This is a genomic window from Pseudomonas fungipugnans, from assembly GCF_029955235.1.
Taxonomy (GTDB): Bacteria; Pseudomonadota; Gammaproteobacteria; order Pseudomonadales; family Pseudomonadaceae; genus Aquipseudomonas; species Aquipseudomonas fungipugnans.
This window is the reverse complement of sequence record NZ_JARBWL010000001.1, coordinates 299,020-317,527: the sequence shown is the minus strand read 5'-3', so window position 1 is coordinate 317,527 and position 18,508 is coordinate 299,020. Positions and strand designations below refer to the sequence as shown.

Below are 18,508 nucleotides of genomic sequence, written 5' to 3'. Positions count from 1 at the left end.
CAGACAAGTTCAGCCCGATATAGCACCGCTCACTTCATGGCAACCGCGATCACTTCCACCAGATTGAGCTGGGTGAAGGGTTTGGACAGACGCGGCAGATCACTGACAATCCCCTCAAGACGTTCGGCGTAGCCAGTGGCCAGGACGATGGGCAGGTCTGGTTTGAGGAGCCGTATTGATTGCGCCAGCTGAGCGCCATTCATGTGCGGCATGGCCATGTCGGTGATGACCAGATCCACCGCTCGCCCGCTGTCAAACACCGCCAGCGCCTGCGTGCCCGATGCCACGCCGATCACCTGATGTCCCAGGTCTTCAAGCAGCAGGCAGGTGCTGGTCAATACCAGGCTGTCATCATCCACCACCAGTACGCTCAAACCGGGCACCGGCAAGGTGGCTGGCGCATGAATCGAAGGTTTGGCGACGGCACCGGCCGTGACCTCCGGCAACCAGAGCTCGGCGGTGGTGCCATGGCCCTTCTCGCTCTTGAGAATGAACCGGCCACCCAGTTGCTCGATAAAACCATGGACCATCGACAAGCCAAGGCCCGTGCCTTTGCCGACCCCCTTGGTGGTGAAGAACGGGTCCATGGCCGACGCCAGCGTCAGCGGGTCCATGCCTTCGCCGGTATCGGTGACGCTCAGGCACACGTAACGACCGACGGGCAACGACGCCCGCTCCTGATGGAGCACCACTTCGGGGGTGGCGCCGATCACGATCTTGCCGCCATGGGGCATCGCATCACGGGCGTTGGTGGCCAGGTTCAACATCGCCAGTTCGAGCTGATTGACGTCGGCCAGCACCGGCGCCAGTTCCGGGGCGAAGTGAGTTTCGAGCTTCACCGACGGTCCGAGGGAGCTGCGCAGCAGGCCGGTTATACCTTGCACCAGCGCCGGTATTGCCACCGGCTCGGTCTTGAGCTCCTGACGGCGGGCAAAGGCCAGCATGCGTTGGGTCAGGGAGACGCCACGCAAGGCGCCCTGGGTGGCGTTGTCCACCAGACGAATGATTTTTGGCTCGTCCGCCAGGCGTTTACGCATGATTTCCAGGTTGCCGAGAATCACCGTCAGCAGGTTGTTGAAGTCATGGGCGATGCCGCCGCTGAGTTGGCCGATGGCCTGCATTTTCTGCGCCTGGAACAGCGCTTCGCGGGTTTGCTCAAGCGCCTGTTGGGCTTCAGTCATTTCGGTGATGTCGCGGGTAATTTTGGCGTAACCGAGCAATGTGCCAGTGTCCCCCCAGATCGGGTCGACCACCACGTGGGCCAGGAAACGCGTCCCGTCCTTGCGCACGCGCCATGCCTTGTTTTCAAAACGCCCTTCTGTCGCCGCGATGCTCAAGGCCCGTTGCGGCTCGCCGGCTTCGCGGTCCTCAGCGGTGTAGAACAGCGAAAAATGTTGGCCGATGATTTCTTCTGGCCGGTAGCCCTTGATGCGCTGGGCGCCCTGGTTCCAGTTGGTCACGCGCCCGTCCGGCGCCAGCATATACAGCGCGTAGTCGGTGACGCTTTGCACCAGCAGGCGAAATTGCTGCTCGCTTTGCTTGAGGGTTTCTTCGGCCATCTTGCGGTCGGTCAAGTCGCGGGTGATCTTGGCAAACCCCAGCAACGTACCCGCAGGGTCGAAGATCGGGTCAATCACCACATGGCACCAGAACCGTGTGCCGTCCTTGCGAATCCGCCAGCCTTCACCTTCGAAACGCCCTTCGCGAAGCGCCGTGTCCAGGGCCAGGCGGGGGCGGCCGGCCTGGCGATCTTCCTCGGTGTAGAACCGCGAGAAATGCTCACCGAGAATTTCCGCTTCCTCATAGCCCTTGAATCGCTTGGCGCCCGAGTTCCAGCTGGTGATGATGCCATCGGGATCAATCATGTAGATCGCATAGTCGACCACTGCGTCGATCAACAGGCGAAAACGCATGTCTTCAATGGCACCAGTCTTGTTCTGATCACCGCTCATTGATCCCACCGCTCATTGTTGTTTGTTCGAGTATGCGACAAACCACGGGTTTGGAAAGACACAATAGTGGAGCGAAGTTCGCAGACCACCTATTCTCCAGATTACGGCCACTCCCGGCCAGGGAAGATGCCCGCGATGATTCTGATTCTGTTGCCGTCCGCCGATTACGATCCCACCGAAAGCAGCGTGCCTTGGCAGGCCCTGCGCACAGCCGGTATTGAAGTGCGCTTTGCCACACCCGAAGGCTTGCCCGCCTATGCCGACCCACGCCTGGTGAGCATCGGTTTCGGCCTGTTGAATCCGCTGCTGATGACGCGCAAGGCCGACCTGGCCAGCTACGCGCAAATGATCGAGGACGAGGCGTTTCGCCAGCCGCTGGCTTATGCCGATGTCGACCCGGCCCAATTCGCCGGTCTGTTGATTCCCGGCGGCCATGCCAAAGGCATGCGCAACCTGCTGGAGTCCGGGCACGCCCAGCACATCGCCCTGCAGTTTTTCAAGGCCGACAAACCGGTGGCGGCAGTCTGCCATGGCGTGCTGCTGCTGGCCCGCACCCTCGACCCTGATACCGGGCATTCGGTGCTGTTCGGGCGCAAGGTCACTGCGCTGGTGGCGGCGGCCATGGAATTGCCGGCCTGGCTCATGACCGCCACGTGGCTGGGCCGTTATTACCGCACTTATGCGCGAACCGTCGAGTCGGAAGTCACCGCCGCGCTGTCCCACAAAGCAGACTTTGTGCGCGGCCCATTCATGGCCAAGCGCGATAGCGCCGAGTCGCCACAACTGGGTTTTGTGGTGCGTGACGGTAATCTGCTGACGGCCAGATGGCCGGGTGATTGCCATCGTTTTGCGGCGGAGTGGGTTCGGATGATAGGCACTGGGGCTTGATAAAACGGTGTGAACGACCTGACTGGGCTGGTCACTGAGTTTGCGTTCCACCGGGAACCAAAAATGGGAGCGGGCTCGCTCGCGAAGAGGCCATGTCAGTGGGTATGTCTGTGAATGACACGCCGCTTTCGCGAGCAAGCCCGCTGCCACAGGGGGTGTCCAGAACTGACGGGGTCTGATCCACCGACCACCAAGCCGGCAGCAACTGCCTGACCTTGCTCTCGCCAAAACGATCGTCGATCAGCATGACCACGCCTTGGTCCTGCTGGGTGCGGATCACCCGACCGGCCGCTTGCACGACTTTCTGTATGCCGGGATACAAATAGGTGTAGTCGTAACCCGCACCGAAAATCGCCGCCATGCGGTGTTTCATTTGCTCGTTGACCGGGTTCAGTTGCGCCAGCCCCAGCGTGGCGATGAATGCGCCGATCAGTCGCGCGCCCGGCAAGTCGATGCCTTCGCCGAACGCGCCGCCCAGCACCGCGAAACCAACGCCCTGGCTGCTGGCGGTGAACTGGTCGAGAAAGGCCTGTCGCGGCCCTTCGCCCATGCCTCTGGACTGCTGCCACAAGGTGATGTGCGGGTACTTTTCGGTGAGCAGCTGCGCCACTTGCTGCAAATAATCGAAGCTGCTGAAAAACGCCAGGTAGTTGCCGGGCTTGCGCGTGAATTGCCGGGCGATCAGTTCGACGATCGGCTCAAGGGATGCCTGGCGGTGAACGAAGCGCGTCGATATCTGGCTGACGATGTGCACCTGTAACTGATCGGCATGAAACGGTGATTCAACGTCTATGCATACGGTCTGCGGCGGCGTGCCCAGCAGGTCGGCGTAATAGTTTCGGGGGCTGAGGGTCGCGGAAAACAGCACGGTGCTGCGCGCCGCCGTCAGGCGCGGCCGGATGAAACCGGCGGGCACCACATTGCGCAGGCACAGCTGCGACAGGTTGCGCTTGCGCTCCAGGTCGCGCTTGCTGATGTCGAACAGGAACTGCTCATCGAACAGTTCCGCCACCCGACTGAACTGCAACATGTCGAAGTAGAAATTCTGCAAGGCGCTGTCCAGGCCCTGAGGGTGATCGTTCAGGTAATCACCGATGCTCGCGCTGCACGAGGACACGGCCTGCAGCAGTTTTTCCGGGGCCTTGTCGTAGGCCTGATAGGCGCCGGGTTGCGGGTCGTGCAGGGCATTCCATTCCCGATTGACCCGCTGCAGCGGTTTTTTCAGCGCGTCCGGGGCGGTTTTGCGCACCACGTTCAGCGTGCCCTGATCCAGCGTGGCGCTGTACATCTGCCGGCCGCGCTCCACCAGGTTGTGGGCTTCGTCGACCAGCACCGCGACCCGCCAGTTATTGGCCTGGGCCAGACCGAACAACAAGGCACTGAAATCGAAATAGTAGTTGTAGTCGGCGACCACAACGTCTGCCCAGCGCGCCATTTCCTGGCTCAGGTAATAGGGGCAGACGTCGTGGGCCAGCGCCACGTCGCGCAAGGCGCTCTGGTTCAACAGGCTCAGTTCGCTGGCGGCCAGTCGGGCGGCGGGCAGGCGATCGTAGAAGCCCCGGGCCAGCGGGCAGGATTCGCCGTGGCAGGCCTTGTCCGGGTGTTCGCAGGCCTTGTCCCTGGCGATCATCTCCAGAATCCGCAGGGGTGGCGCATTGTCGCGTTGCAGGATCACCTGCGCGGCGTCCAGCGCCAGTTTGCGTCCTGGGGTTTTTGCGGTGAGGAAGAACACCTTGTCCAGTTGCTGTGGCGCCAGGGCCTTGAGCATCGGGAACAGGGTGCCGAGGGTCTTGCCGATTCCGGTGGGCGCCTGGGCCATCAGGCAACGCCCGGTGCTGACGGCCTTGAACACTGATTCGGCCAGATGCCGTTGCCCCGGCCGAAACCCGGCATGGGGAAACGCCAACTGCTGCGCGCCGTGATTGCGCGCCTCGCGATGGGCCATTTCGCGCTCGGCCCAATACAGGAACAGCCCGCAGTGGTGCTCGAAGAATGCCTGCAGTGCCTCGGCGCTGAAACTTTCCAGCAGGCAGGTTTCCTTTTCACTGACGATGTCGAAATACACCAGCGCCAGATTGATCTGTGCCAGCTCCAGCTTGCAACACATCAACCAGCCGTAGATCTTTGCCTGGGCCCAGTGCAACTGGCGGTGGTTGTCGGGTTGCTTGCTCAGGTCGCCACGGTAGGTCTTGACTTCCTCAAGGCAGTTTTGCGCCGGGTCGTAGCCGTCTGCCCTGCCCTTGACCGTCAAGGTCTGAAACGTGCCTTGCAGCACCACTTCGCTCTGATAGTTGTCGCTGCGCCGTGACGCCACCGTGCGGTGGCCGACGATGCCTTCCAAAGCGGTTGGCGACGGGGTGAAGCGCAGGTCGAGGTCGCCGACCTTGGCGGTGAACTCGCACAGCGCCCGTACCGCAATGCTGTAGCTCAAGCGATCTGCTCCGCTTCGTGTTCCGCCCACTGCACATAACAGACGGCAATCGGCATCTGGTGTTCGTGGCAGAAATCCAGCCAGCGCACCTGGTTGTCCTGCAAGCGATCGCCGGGGCCCTTGACTTCGATCATGCGGTAGGTGCGCTCCTGCGGCCAGAACTGGATCAGGTCCGGCATGCCGGCGCGATTGGCCTTGATGTCCAGCAGCAAGCGGTTGAACCAGTGCTTGAGGTGCTCCGCCGGCAGGCAGGCCAGGGCCTGATCGAGCAGCGCTTCGGTCAATACGCTCCAGAACACGAAGGGCGACTGCACGCCCCACTTGGCGGCATAACGCTCGCGGATGGTCTGCACATAACGCCCGTCATCCAGCTCACTGAGGCAGGCCTGGAACAGCTCGGCGCGACGTTCATGGAAGTCCTCGTTGAGCAGGTCCACCGGCCCGCGCTGGAACGGGTGGAAAAACGCCCCCGGCAGCGGCGCGAAAATCGCCGGCCAGCACAGCAGGCCAAACAGCGAATTGATCAGGCCGTTCTCGACGTAGTGCACTGGCGCTGCCTCTTCTGCCAGATGCGCCTGCACATGAAATTCCACCGACAGGGCTGGGTCGGTGCGTGGCAGTTGCAGGTCCAGACGCTGCACCGGCCGGGGCGCCGCACGCTTCAAGGGTGGCCCGCCCAGCTTGCGCCGAAGCCTGGGCATGATGCGCAGCAGTCCTTGCTGTTCGGCGGCGCTTTGTGCGGGTTGCGCGAGCGCAAAGTCCAGCGCCTGCTGATAATCGCCACTGCGTTCCAGCACCCGAATCAGGCGCAACCTCGCGCCGGGGTAGGCGCATTCGCGGTAGATGCTCTGGGCGTTGGCAAAGTCGGCGAGTCGTTCGCAATATTGCCCGATCTGGAACAACAGTTTGGCCCGACGGCGTTGCAGCCAGGGATTGCTCGGGGTCAGACGGCTGATGTCGCCGATTACCACCTCCAGTGCTTCACCGGCCTCCAGTCGCAACTGGCAATCGTGGAAAAACAGGCATGCGTCCACGTCTTCGCGACTACGCAAGCCACGGGATTGCGCGCAGAACTCGACTTTTTCATAGGTGAAGATCCCCAGGTCCGCCAGCACGAACTCCGACCAGTCCTGATAAAGATTGCCGAAGAACATCAGGCGCAACCGGTCGCACAGGCCCATGATGGTCAGGCTGAACAGGCGCTCATCCAGCGTCGGGCACCAGTGGCTGAAACAGCGGGGGTCGGGAAACTGCTCGACCAGGGTTGGCAACCAATCGGTTTTCTTGCCTTTGGGCTGATCAATGGCCGGGCCCAGGCACTGGAGAATTTCGCCCTTGAGCAAGACGTCGAACAACTCCTCCACAGACAGCAGCGTCTGTTCGTCGATCCAGCCCAGCTCCAGCAACGGCGCAGCGGCGCTGTCAATGTCGCCGATCTCGACGTAACTGAGCTTGCCGGCCCGAAAATGCACGCCCTTGCGCATCACCATTCGCACCAGCAGCGCCCGGGACTCCTGGGGCAGACATTTGAATTGCTCAATGAAATGCTGCTCTTGATCGCTCAATACATCGGCGTAACGATGCTCAAGCCAATCAAGCACTTGCATAAAATTGTTCAAGTAGTAGAACGGGTCGTCGAGCGGGTTTTCAATCACGGGGAAACGGGGCCATGGCGAGCGAATACTGGTTATGCGTACAGATAACAGCTACGCCCCATCTCGTGCAAATGGAAAAGGATGGGCGGTGTATTTTCCATGGCTCATCGAACTTTCTGCCGATCCGTGGCACCAACCGGCATAGCGAATCAGTTACTTTTATGAATGACGAGAGGTCTGTATGAACATCAAGAATCTGGGCTTGCCCCTGGCGGTCGCAGCATTCCTGGCCCTGGCCGGTTGCTCGACGCCAACGGTGGTGACCCTGCAGAACGGCACCCAGTACCTGACCAAGGACATGCCGAAGACCAAGACCAAGGATGGCTTCTATGAGTTCGAAGACATTTCCGGGGCCAAGGTGAAGGTCAATGAGAAGGATGTGGCGACGGTGCGCAAGGAGGACTGATACCCGTAAGGCTGGACACCGCGTTATCGTTCTTCGCGAGCAGGCTCGCTCCCACAGGGAAATGCATTCCAAATGTGGGGCTTGCCCGCGATGGGGCAATATCAGTCACCATCATTGCTGATGACCCACCGCTATCGCGGGCAAGCCCGGCTCCCACAGTTGATCTTCAGTGAACACAAAATTGGCGCTCGATAGCGGTCCAGTGTGGGAGCCGGGCTTGCCCGCGATGGGGCCGTATCAGTCACCATCCTTGCTGATGACCCACCGCTATCGCGGGCAAGCCCGGCTCCCACAGTTGATCTTCAGTGAACACAAAATTGGCGCTCGATAGCGGTCCAGTGTGGGAGCCGGGCTTGCCCGCGATGGGGCCGTGTCAGCCACCATCATTGCCCAATGACCCATCGCTATCGCGAGCAAGCTCGCTCCCACAGTTGATCTTCAGTGAACACAAAATCGGTGTTCTACCGCGATCCACTGTGGGAGCGGGCTTGCTCGCGAAGAGGCCTGTCAATTCACCAAAAAATCAGGGCATCCACGGGATGCTGCTGTCACAGCTGATGTACTTCCCGCCCCGGCGCTTCAACTCTTCATGAATCGCCTGGCAGCGCTGGTAATCCTGCTGCATCGCATGATCAATGCTGATATTGCCGGTGATTTCCGGTGCATTCTTGTCCCCCGATCTGAACGTCACAAACGGCTGCTCCGGTTGAATCTCGAAACGGCTTTTTGCTTGCTCGGGCTCCTGGACTTCGATCGTCGCCGGTTTCGGCAGTTGATCCGGCGTCATGCCGTAACGGCTCAGAATCGAGCTATGAGGCAACTCTGCGGCAGCACTGCCCGATATCAGGGCCAGCGCCAGGCCGATGACGTTCCTCTTGTTGTTACTCACTGTATTGAATCTCCTGTACTCAATGGCGGCATGCCGCGCCTGCGTTATGGGGAATAACGTGTGTGCGGGCGACTGCTTTAGTGCCGATTGCTGATTGGTGCAGGTATTGGAGACAGGAAGTGACCGACTAGTCACTGTTTCGGGCAGGTTTAGCGCGTTATCGTTCATCGCGGGCAAGCCCGGCTCCCACAGGTTTTTTGGGTGTGAGATAGAAAGTATTCACACCTCAGAACCCTGTGGGAGCCGGGCTTGCCCGCGATGGGGCCGCTACAGGCGCCCAATCAACATCAGGCGATCACCACCCCCGAACTCGACAGTGTATTGAGCCCTACCCCCACCAACGTCACAGAGTCCCCGCCAAACGTCAGCACGGTGTCATGCCCCACCGCCGTGGCATGCGCCCGATAATCATCATTCGGCGCCACTCCCTGAACCCCCATGAACACCAGTTTGTCGCCCGCCTGATAACCGATGACCCGGTCCTGGCCAAACGCGCCGGTGAACAGGAACGTATCGACGCCACCACCCGATTCCATCAGGTCGTTGCCGGCGCCACCGACAAACACGTCGTTGCCCTTGCCGCCGATCAAATGGTCGTTGCCGTCCAGGCCAAACAACCAGTCACCGCTGGCGTGAGCCGTGAGTGTGTCGTTGCCCGCGCCGCCCTTCACCGTCGAGGCATAGGCGGTCAGGTTGTTGCCCACTTTCAGGCCGTCGGTGCTGACGCTGTGGGTGACATCATCCTTGAACACGCCCCAGAGAAACCCCGGTTCCTTGGTGATGATGCTGGCGATGTCACGGGTGATGCTGATGCCGCCGTTGGCGTCGCGCACATAGAGATTGCCGGCACCGTCATTGGCGAAGTCGAAGTTTTTCACCGACTGCTGCAAGTCCAGCACGTTGCTGCCCTTGCCGCCCAGGATGATGTTGTAGCCGCCGCTGTCGCGGAAGGTGTCGTTGCCGTCGCGGCCTTCCAGATAGTCGTTGCCCTTGCCGCCCTGGATCAGGTCATTGCCGTCGCTGCCGATGATGAAAGTGCTGCCCTTGTGGGTTTCGGCGTTGCGGTTGAGGTCTTGCACCCAGGTATTGGTCCGTGCCGGGTCCGAGAGGTTGGCGACGATGATGGTCGAATCTTTGCTGGTCAGGTCGTAGAACTTCGACTCGATCACCCGGTTCATGCCGTCGCCGTAAGCGGTTGGCAAATGCGAGATCCAGGTCGGCACGTTGGCGATGGAAAACGGCAGCACGTTCCACGCGGCCGAGGCGTAGTGATCGTTGAAGCTGACGATGTTGTCGGTGGCCGATTCCTTGGGTGCATCGTGCACGCCCAGCGACGCCGCGGTGAAGGTCGAGCCGTCGAGGGCGCGGAACACCGGGTCGTTTTCATAGCCGACGTTGAGCACTTTGTCGGTGCTGCTCTGGGTCGGCGAGGCGTAGGCGATGTAGTTGGAGTCCTTGAAGAAACCGCCCCACTTGTCGGTGCTCAAGTCCGCCAGGCTGTTGACCGCCAGGCCGCCGAGGCTGTGGCCGCTGACCAGTACGTCCTTGCCCGACAAGCCGTTGGCCTGGGCGAACGCCACCACGTTGCCGAACAGTTTGCCGAAGGCTTCGCCGGCATAGTTTTTTGCATAATCCTTGGGGCCGAATGCCGCCAGCAGATCGTTGATCACGTCACCGATGGAGTCGCCAATCTGGATTTCCCGTGGGCCGCTGGTGCCACGAAAAGCGATGCCGATTTCGGTCAGATGACCTTTGACGTCGTACTTGCCGAGGATCTCAACTTGCGCCGTGGTGTAACCGGCCTTCTCGCCGTAGAACGTCCCACGCACGTCGGTCTTGCCGTCATAGCCCAGTTTCGAGGCGCTGATCGGTGTCCAGCCGGCTTTTTGCACGGCCTCCAGCGCGAGCTTTTCCGAGTCGGGGTTCCATGGCACGCCGGGGATGACGCCTTGGGAATCGGTGCTGCCAATCAGCGCGGTGATCAGCGTCGCCGGCAGGCCGAGGCCGAAACCGTTGTGCTGATAGCCGACGGAAAAACCGTTATCGAGGTTGTGATAGGAGTACAGCGTGATGGCCATGGCGTCGCTGAACAGCGCCTTGGAGTCGGCTGTGCTGAAGTTTTTGTAGTCGTACACACCCATTGCTATTGCCTCTGTTTTGTTGGAATTAGTCAGAGATAGCTCACAGCCAAAGCGCCTCAGACATGAGGCGCTCCGGAGCTTACAGCGTTGTTGCCAGTACTTACGCGAACGTAAAACTTGAAGCCGACAGGTTGTCCAGACCGACGCCGACCAGGGTCACGGCAAAGTCGCCAACCTTGAGCAGCGTGTCATGGCCCGATTGCGAAGCATGCTGCTTGTAGTCATAGCCCTGCCCCGCGCCCTGCACCCCCATGAACACCAGTTTGTCGCTGCCCTGATAACCGTTGATGGCATCAAAACCAAAGGCACCGCTGAACAGGAAGGTGTTGTTGCCGCCACCCGTGGCATGCATTACGTCATTGCCCGCGCCACCGACGAAGGTGACGTGGCTCTTGTCGCTGCGCAGCACATCGTTGCCGGCGTTGCCAAACAGCCAGTCACCATCAAGCGTCGCCACCAGCGTGTTGCCATAGGCATCGCCGTTGAGCGAGTGGTTGTACTGGGTCATTTCGCCGCCGTTTTGCAAGCCGTTGGCGGTGACGCTGTAGGTGATCTCCTTGCTGGTCATGCCCCACCAGCCGCTCGACTCCTTGCTCACCAGCGCGCCGATGTCACGGGTCATGCTGATGCCGCCGTAGGCGTCGCGCACGTACAGCGTGCCGTCGCCGTCATTGGCAAAGCTGAAGTTCTGCAATGGCTTTTGCAGCTCGAAGACGTTGCTGCCCTTGCCGCCCAACAGGATGTTGAAGCCACCGTCATCGCGGAAACGGTCGTTGCCGTCGCGACCTTCGAGGAAGTCATTGCCGGCGCCGCCTTTTAGCAAGTCGTCGCTGTCAGTGCCGATGATGAAGGTACTGCCGGTGTGCGGTTCGCCGCTGCGGCCCAGGTCTTCGACCCAGGTTTTACTGCGCGAGGCGACTTCCAGGTTGGAAACGATCACCGTCGAATCCTTGCTGGTCAGGTCGTAGAAGCGCGAGTCGATCACCCGGTTCAGCCCGTCGGCATAACCGAGCGAGCCATGGGCCGACCAGTTCAACGGGTTGATGATGCTGAACGGCACCAGGTTCTGCGCGGTGGACGCGTACTGGTCGTTGAAATTGACGATGTTGTTGGTCGCCGATTCCTGATGACCGTCGTGCTTGCCCAGCGAGCCACTGCTGAACGTGGTGCCGTCGAGGGCGCGAAACACCGGGTCGTTTTCGTAACCGATATTCAGCACGTTGTTGCCGGTGGAGCTTTGGGTCGGCGACGCGAAGGCGATGTAGTTGGCGTCCTTGAAGAAACCGCCCCAGTTGCTGCTGCTCAGTTCCGCCAGGCTGTTGACCCCCAGACCGCCCAGGCTATGGCCGCTGATCAGTACGTCCTTGGCATTCACGCCGTGGGCGATGGCGAACGCGGCAACGTCCTTGAGCAAGTTGTCGAAGGCGTTCTTCGTGTAGTTTTTCGCATAGTCCACTGGGCCAATCGCGGCCAGCAGGTTGTTTTTCATGTCGCCGAAGGTGTCGCTGTAACCCAGGCCACCGGTGCCGCGAAACGCCACGCCGATGCCGATCAGCTTGCCAGCGGCGTCGTACTTGCCGAGCACTTCGGCTTCGGCGCTGGCATAGCCGTCCTTCTCGCCATAGAACGTGCCCTGTGCCCCGACCTTGCCCTGGTAGCCCAGGGCCTTGGCGGTAATCGGCGCCCAGCCGGTGGCCGGCAGCGGCTGACCGGTCGGGGTATAGGCGTAGAGCGTCAGCGCGATTGCATCGCTGTAAAACGCCTTGCCGGCTCCACTGCCGGCGTTCTTGTAATCAAACAGTCCCATGTTGTTCGCTTCCTATGCGCTAAATCAGAACTGCCAGTCCAGAGTCAAACCAACACCGTGGTCTTTTTCATTGGAACCCAGCAGTCCGTTGTAATCCAGGTTCAGGTGAACGTCACGCGCCAAAGCCAGGCCGGCCCGGGCGCCGATCACTGCGGCGTTGCGGTCAAGCGACACGCTCTGCACGCTGAACCCGGTGTTGCCGTTGGCGAAGGCCAGATGATCTTCGGAACGGGTGTTGCTCAGGTTGTGCTGCCAGCCGAGGCTGCCGGACAGTTCCAGCTTCTGGTGATCGGACAGTGCAATCGCCCTGCCCGCACGCAGGCCCAGGGTTGACAGCACGGCGTCACGGTTGTCTTCACCGCCCTTGAGTGCAGCGCCATCGCCTTTCTCGGTGAAGCTGTCGCTGTTCACATGCACGTAAGCCAAATTGGCGAATGGCTCCAGGGCCAGCGGTTGCACGTCCAGTTTGTACGCCGCTTCGGTGAACAGTTGCGCGGTGCTCGCATCGCGTTTGACTTTCTGCTTTCCGCTGACATCGCCCAATTGCAGGTCACGTTTCACATCGATACGGTTCCAGCTGTAGGCACCGCCGACGCTCAAACGCCATGCATCCATTTGATGCCCCAGGTACGCACCCAGGTGATAGCTGTCGACCGACGCCGACGAATGCGTGCCATCGCCCATGCTCAACGAGCTGTCGCTATAACCAGTAACGAAACCCAGACGGGTATTTTCAGCAATCAGACCATCGACACCGGCCAGCAAGCCGCTGATGGAGCTGGTGGAACTGGCGTTGTCGTTGCCGCCATCGCTTTTGCCCCAGGAACCGAGGACTTTGACCCAGGCGTTGTTTTGGTCGTTGCCGTCGGAATTGCGCGGGGCAGCGGCGTCGAACAGATCATGCTCACGCAGACGCTCACCCACGGCATCACGCACGTAGCGACTGTCATTGATCAGCAGTGTGCCGATGGCCGGATGAATCTCCCCGGACAGCTGCTGGAACGCTTGTTGTGCAACGGCTGCGGTGGGCGATACCAGCAGGGTTTCGTACAGCGCATTGCCGGCGCCCAATTGCTCGGCAGCAGCGGCCACGGAGCGCTGGTTAGGCGTCAGGCCGACATCGGCGAACGACGTTGCGTTGCGCTGCACTGCCAGTTCAATGCCGGTGGCCGAATAATCCAGCGTGCCGCCGATGAACAGGTAGTTCGGCAGTACGGCCCCGAACTGGCCCTGAATGCCACCGGCTGCTTGCAGGATGTTGTACTGATGCCCCAGCAGGCTTTGCACCTCAGTGGTGGTCAGCAAGGTCGGGCTGTTCTCCAGTGACAGGCTGACCGTCGCGCCGTCGATGATCGCCTTGCCGCCAGCGATAATCCGGTCGCTGCTGGTCGGCGACAACTCAACGGCATAGGTCGAGCCGGGTTCGAAGGTCACATCCCCCGCCACCTGCATCGTGCCGATGGAGTTGCCCGGAGCCACGGTACCACCGCTTTTGGCCAGCAACGCGCCGATGTGGCCGTTACCGCCGAGGATGCCGCTGTCGTTGACCGTGACCGCCGACATCAGCGAACCATTGATCGCCAGTCGCCCCTGATTGACCAGGGTCGGACCGGTGTAGGTGTTGGCGCCGGTCATTACCAGGGTGCCGATGCCTTGCTTGGTCAGGCCGCCATGGCCGGAGATGTCGTTGCGCCACACGTCGAGTCCGCAGTGCACGTCGTTACACACCCGCTCGGTCGGCTTGCCGGCGTCGACAATCGCGCCGATACCTGGCAGGTCCGCGACAAACTGGCTGGAACCGTAGGCGCCCTGAATGCGGAACTCCGCCGGAATGTCCTGCTCGGTGACCAGCATCGCCGGGCCATCAATGCCTTTGCGCAAGTTGATCATGCCCCAGCCGTACAGCGCATCGACGCCAGGAGCGCCGAGGTCGGTGGCGGTGGTGCGCAATACGCTGGCGACCTGCGCGCCGGTCATGTACGGGAAGCGCTCCATCAGCACCGCCATGGAACCGGCCGCATGCGGCGCAGCCATCGACGTGCCGTTGTAGTTGGCGTAGCCGGTGGTCAGGTTCTCGATGCTGGTGCCGCTGATGATCGAGCTGTAGATCTTGGTGCCCGGTGCGGCCACGCAGAAACTGGCGGTGTAGCCACAGCGCGAGGAGAACGTACTGATGTTGTACAGCTGGGCACTGGTCAGGTCGGGGTTCTGTTGCAGCGCCGCCACGGTGATCCAGTTCGGCGCGATTTCCGGTACGAAGTAGCCGAGGCCTGCAATGGCGTCAGGGTTATTGAGGTTGTAATCGTTGCCGGCAGCAAAGATGGTCACAATACCGCTGCGACCTGCTGCGATGGCGCCGTCATAGGCACCGCCGGGCTTGGTGCCGAGCAGTGGACGGATCTGGTCGAATTGCAGTTGTGCGTCCTGCACGGTGAAGTGCGGGAACGAAGGATTGCGCCCGCCCTTGCCGAAACGGTCGGTGATGCCGATGCCCCAGCTGTTGTTGATGATCCGTGCGCCACTGGCGATCTCTGCGTCCCAACCGGCCTTGTACACCGCGCCGTCGTTGCCGCGAATGATGCCGTCTTCAGGGCCTGGGTCACCGTTGTCGGCGCTGATGATGTGCGCGCCGAAGGCCACGCCGTGCATCGGTCCGCCATCGCGGCTGCCGGCAGCGATGCCGCCGACGTGCGTGCCGTGCGCGCCGAGCTTGCCGTCGGAACCCACCGACGGTGAGCCGTCATAGCGAAACGCATCGCCGGCTTTGACCGGGATGTACGGGTCGGTGTATTCGCGGATGCCGCTGGTGACCAGGTTGGTCACTTTGTTGGCCCCGGAAAACTCCGGGTGCGCCGCATACACCGGTTGGTCGAAAATCCCCAACTTGATGTCTTTACCGGTGTAACCGGCAGCGTAGGCGTATTGCGCATTGATCGCGCCGACGCCCCAGTCGGCATTGAACTCGGGGCTGCGCCAGCTGTTCGGATCACCGATCTTGCCGTTTTCCACATAGGGTACGGCTTGGGCGGTACCCACCGTGGCCAGTGCGCAAAGCAGCGCCCGGTTGAGGGTTTTCAAAGTAAACGTGGCACCCGTTTGTGCGGGCGAATTGTTGTTGTTTTCGACTTTCATCCAGCGACCTTCCTTAGTTGTGTTGCCAAAATCCTTGTTGAATCTGTGCGCAATCCATGTGGGAGCAAGCCTGCTCGCGAAGGCGCAGGGTCAGCCAACATCAATGTTGACTGTGAAGGCCTCTTCGCGAGCAGGCTCGCTCCCACAGGGATTTGCTTTGCGTTTAAAACTGCCAATCCAGGCTCAGCCCCACACCATGGCTCTTCTCGCGGCTGGCCAATTGGCCGTTGTAATCGAAGTTCAAGCGAATATCGCGGCTCAACGCCAGGCTGGCGCGGGCCCCGATCAGCGCGGCGTCGCGTACCAGTGGCGAGCTCTCGACGGTGAACGCCGGTCCGCCGCTGGCAAACGCCAGGTGCTGTGCTGAATCGACGCTGCTCAGGTTGTGCTGCCAGCCGAGGCTGCCGCTCAGGTCCAGCTTCTGCTGGCCGGAAATGTTCACGGTTTTCAGCGCGCGCAGGCCCAGGGTGCTGAGCACCGCATCGCGTCTGTCATCAGCACTGGTCAGCGCGGCGGCGTCGCCTTTTTCGGTGAAACCGTCGGTATCGAGGTGCACGTAAGCCAGGTTGGCAAACGGCTCAAGGTTCAGCGGTTGCAGGTTCAGGCGATACGCCGCCTCACCAAACACCTGAGTGGTGCCGGCATCGACCTTGGCTTTCTGTTTGGCGCTGACATCGCCGTATTGCAGGTCACGCTTCACATCGGCGTGCTGCCAGCTGTAGGCCGCGCCGGTACTCAGGCGCCAGGCGCCGATCTCGTGTCCGGCATAGGCGCCCAGGTGATAACCATCGACCTGTGCCGACGAATGCGTGCCCGAGCCCATGTTGACCGAGCTGTCGCTGTAACCGACGACCAGGCCGATACGGGTTTGTTCGTCCACGGCACCATCGACACCGGCCAGCAGGCCGCCAATCGAGGTGGTGTAGCCGGCCGTGTCATTTCGGTCATCGGTTTTGCCCCAGGCACCAAGTGCCTTGACCCAGCCGTTAGCGCCCGAGCCTTGTGCCTCATGCAGACGTTCACCCACCGCATCACGCAGGTAGCGGCTGTCGTTGATCAGCACCGAGCCCAGCGCCGGGTAGAGTTCGCCGCTGAGTTGCTGGAACGCCTGTTGCGCCGAACTTGCCGTCGGCGACAGCAGCAGGCTTTCGTACACCGCACTGCCCGCCCCAAGGGCTTCCACGGCACCGGCCACGGCACGCTGGTTTGGCGTTTGACCGACGCTGGCGAAGGACGTGGCATTGCGTTCAATACCCAGCTGCACGCCGGTCGCGGAGTAATCGAGACTGCCGCCGATAAACAGGTAGCTGGGCAACACGGTGCCGAACTGGCCTTGAATACCGCCCGCCGCTTGCAGGATGTCGTACTGATGACCCAGCAGGCTTTGTACTTGTGTGGCGCTGAGCAAGGTCGGGCTGTTTTCCAGGGACAGGCTCACCGTGGCGCCGCTGAGGGTGGCGGTGCCGCCGGCGACAATCCGGTCGCTGCTGGTGGACGACAGTTCCACCGCATAGGTCGAGCCCGGCGCGAACGTGACGTTGCCGGCGACCTGCAAGGTGCCGATGGAATTGCCCGGTGCCACGGTGCCGCCAGCATTGGCCGTCAGTGCGCCGATGCGCCCGGAACCACCGAGGGTGCCGCTGTCATTGACGGTCACGGCAGACGCCAGCGAGCCGTTGACGGACAGCAGACCGCCGTTGACCGTGGTTGCACCGCGATAAGTGTTGTCGCCGGTCAGCATCAGGCGACCGGCGCCGGACTTGACCAGGCTGCCTTCATAGACGCGTGCAGCGGCGGCCGAATCGCGCGCCATGCCGACAGCGTAGTCGGTTTGATCCTGTTGACTGGCGCCGGCCGCAATACCGTTCTGCCAGCCTTTGCTGACCAGCGTCTGTTGCCAGGCGCTGTGCTCGGCGGCGTCTTCACTCTGGCGCTGGAGCAAGGCCTTGTCACTGAGGCCGTTGCTCCAGACATCGCTCTGCCCTGCTCCGAGATTGGCGTCAAACGCGCCGAGCAATTGCCCCGGCCCGCGCATCGCCCGGTCAAGGTTGGCCACACCCCAACCGACATTGGTGTTCGGTGCGCTGGTGATCGAGCCATCGAGCTGAGTCGCGGTGGTCAGCAGCACCTGCAGCGCCTGCTGGTTGTTCATGTACGGGTAGCGTTCCATCACCAGCGCCAGCGCGCCGGTGGCATGGGGCGCGGACATGGAGGTGCCGGACTTGATCGCATAATCGCCGCCAGGGATGGTGCTGTCGATCTTCGCCCCCGGCGTGGCAATGCACCAGTATTTGGCGAGGCCGCACTGGTTGTAGCGTTGCTGATTGCTCTGATCCAGCCCCGAGACGGCCATCCAGTGGCCTTCGAGTTCCGGCTGAAAATACGGCAGCGCCGAGCGCACGCTGGCGTTGGGGTAACCGGTGTTGCCGGCGCTGAACACGTTGATCACGCCACGACGTGAAGACACGTCAGCGGCGGCATCCAGCCAGGTGCCCTTGTTGAAGTGCTGGGCGTAGGCGGCGTGTAAATCGTCGAGGGTGCGATAACTGACGTCCGGCGGCTGGCTGCCCCAACTGTTGTTGATCGCCCGCACACCCGCGTCCGCCAAGGCGTTGTAGGCCGCAGAGAAATACCGCGGGTCGGGGTTGGGGCCGAACAGGAAACTGTCGTTCTTGTTGGTGTTGGCCACATAGACTTGCGCGTTGAACGCCACGCCGTGGGTGCCGACGCCATCGCGAGACGCACCGATGGTGCCAGTGACGTGGGTGCCGTGGGAGTCGTTGTTGGGGTTGAGCGTGCCGTTGACGTTGAACGGCGTGCCATCGACGTAAGTGCCGCGGGTCATGACCGCGTGATAACGCGCGGGGTCGAATTCGGGGTGGCTGGAATCGAAGCCGGAATCGAGCTCGCCGATTTTCACGCCTTTACCGGTGATCCCGGTGGCGTAGGCCTGATCAGCCTGCATACGAGCCAGGCCCCAGTCGCGCTGGAACTCGGCGGAGCGCCAACTGGCAGGATCGCCGGGTTTGCCGGCTTCCTGATACTGGGCCTGGGCCGCTGCCGGGATGGCAGAAACCATGAGCAGCAGCGTGCCGACCGATATCGGCTTGATTTTAACGTCCTTGTTCATGACTACTCGCTTTGTTTGGCGTTTTTAGAGTTGTAGTCCCCGGCTCCCGGGGTGGTGGTATCTCACGTTGTCGCTAT

At 61.4% G+C, this 18,508-nt stretch carries 9 protein-coding genes and 1 pseudogene; 2 read left to right on the top strand and 8 right to left on the bottom strand.

The annotated features are described in order from the left end of the window. Positions 1 to 29: 29 nt before the first annotated feature. Positions 30 to 1,952 (bottom strand): hybrid sensor histidine kinase/response regulator, encoded by a 1,923-nt coding sequence (locus tag POF45_RS01555; RefSeq protein WP_259494177.1) that lies wholly within the window; start codon positions 1,950 to 1,952, stop codon positions 30 to 32. Positions 1,953 to 2,087: 135 nt separating this feature from the next. On the opposite strand from POF45_RS01555, the gene POF45_RS01550 reads away from it, so the two are divergent. Continuing rightward, the gene (locus tag POF45_RS01550; RefSeq protein ID WP_259503185.1) at positions 2,088 to 2,840 is read left to right on the top strand and encodes a DJ-1/PfpI family protein; all 753 of its coding nucleotides are present in this window, start codon (positions 2,088 to 2,090) and stop codon (positions 2,838 to 2,840) included. A 175-nt stretch (positions 2,841 to 3,015) separates the two neighbouring features. Here POF45_RS01550 and POF45_RS01545 read toward each other — a convergent pair. Continuing rightward, positions 3,016 to 5,271, bottom strand: a pseudogene (locus POF45_RS01545) (ATP-dependent DNA helicase); the annotation flags it as partial. Next, on the bottom strand, positions 5,268 to 6,926 hold the full coding sequence (locus POF45_RS01540; protein WP_349016862.1) for a VRR-NUC domain-containing protein: 1,659 nt from the start codon (positions 6,924 to 6,926) through the stop codon (positions 5,268 to 5,270). The gene POF45_RS01540 and the pseudogene POF45_RS01545, both read right to left, overlap by 4 nt. Before the next feature lie 181 nt (positions 6,927 to 7,107). Between POF45_RS01540 and POF45_RS01535 the strand changes: the two genes are divergently transcribed. Beyond that, positions 7,108 to 7,332 carry a YgdI/YgdR family lipoprotein gene (locus POF45_RS01535; RefSeq protein ID WP_259494181.1) on the top strand — a complete coding sequence of 75 codons (225 nt, stop codon included), beginning with the start codon at positions 7,108 to 7,110 and terminating at the stop codon, positions 7,330 to 7,332. 523 nt (positions 7,333 to 7,855) lie between these two features. Here POF45_RS01535 and POF45_RS01530 read toward each other — a convergent pair. The 5 genes from POF45_RS01530 to eprS form a co-directional block, all read right to left on the bottom strand. Beyond that, complete coding sequence (locus POF45_RS01530; RefSeq protein WP_259494183.1) at positions 7,856 to 8,221, bottom strand: hypothetical protein; 366 nt, start codon at positions 8,219 to 8,221, stop codon at positions 7,856 to 7,858. Positions 8,222 to 8,508: 287 nt separating this feature from the next. Beyond that, on the bottom strand, positions 8,509 to 10,362 hold the full coding sequence (locus tag POF45_RS01525) for a polyurethane esterase (RefSeq protein ID WP_282314851.1): 1,854 nt from the start codon (positions 10,360 to 10,362) through the stop codon (positions 8,509 to 8,511). A 100-nt stretch (positions 10,363 to 10,462) separates the two neighbouring features. Beyond that, on the bottom strand, positions 10,463 to 12,169 hold the full coding sequence (locus POF45_RS01520) for a polyurethane esterase (RefSeq protein WP_259494187.1): 1,707 nt from the start codon (positions 12,167 to 12,169) through the stop codon (positions 10,463 to 10,465). A gap of 24 nt (positions 12,170 to 12,193) precedes the next feature. Next, on the bottom strand, positions 12,194 to 15,301 hold the full coding sequence (locus tag POF45_RS01515) for an autotransporter serine protease (protein WP_282314850.1): 3,108 nt from the start codon (positions 15,299 to 15,301) through the stop codon (positions 12,194 to 12,196). A gap of 163 nt (positions 15,302 to 15,464) precedes the next feature. Further along, a complete protein-coding gene (gene eprS, locus POF45_RS01510; protein ID WP_282314849.1) occupies positions 15,465 to 18,431 on the bottom strand; it encodes an autotransporter serine peptidase EprS in 2,967 nt (988 codons plus the stop codon). Positions 18,432 to 18,508 lie beyond the last annotated feature (77 nt).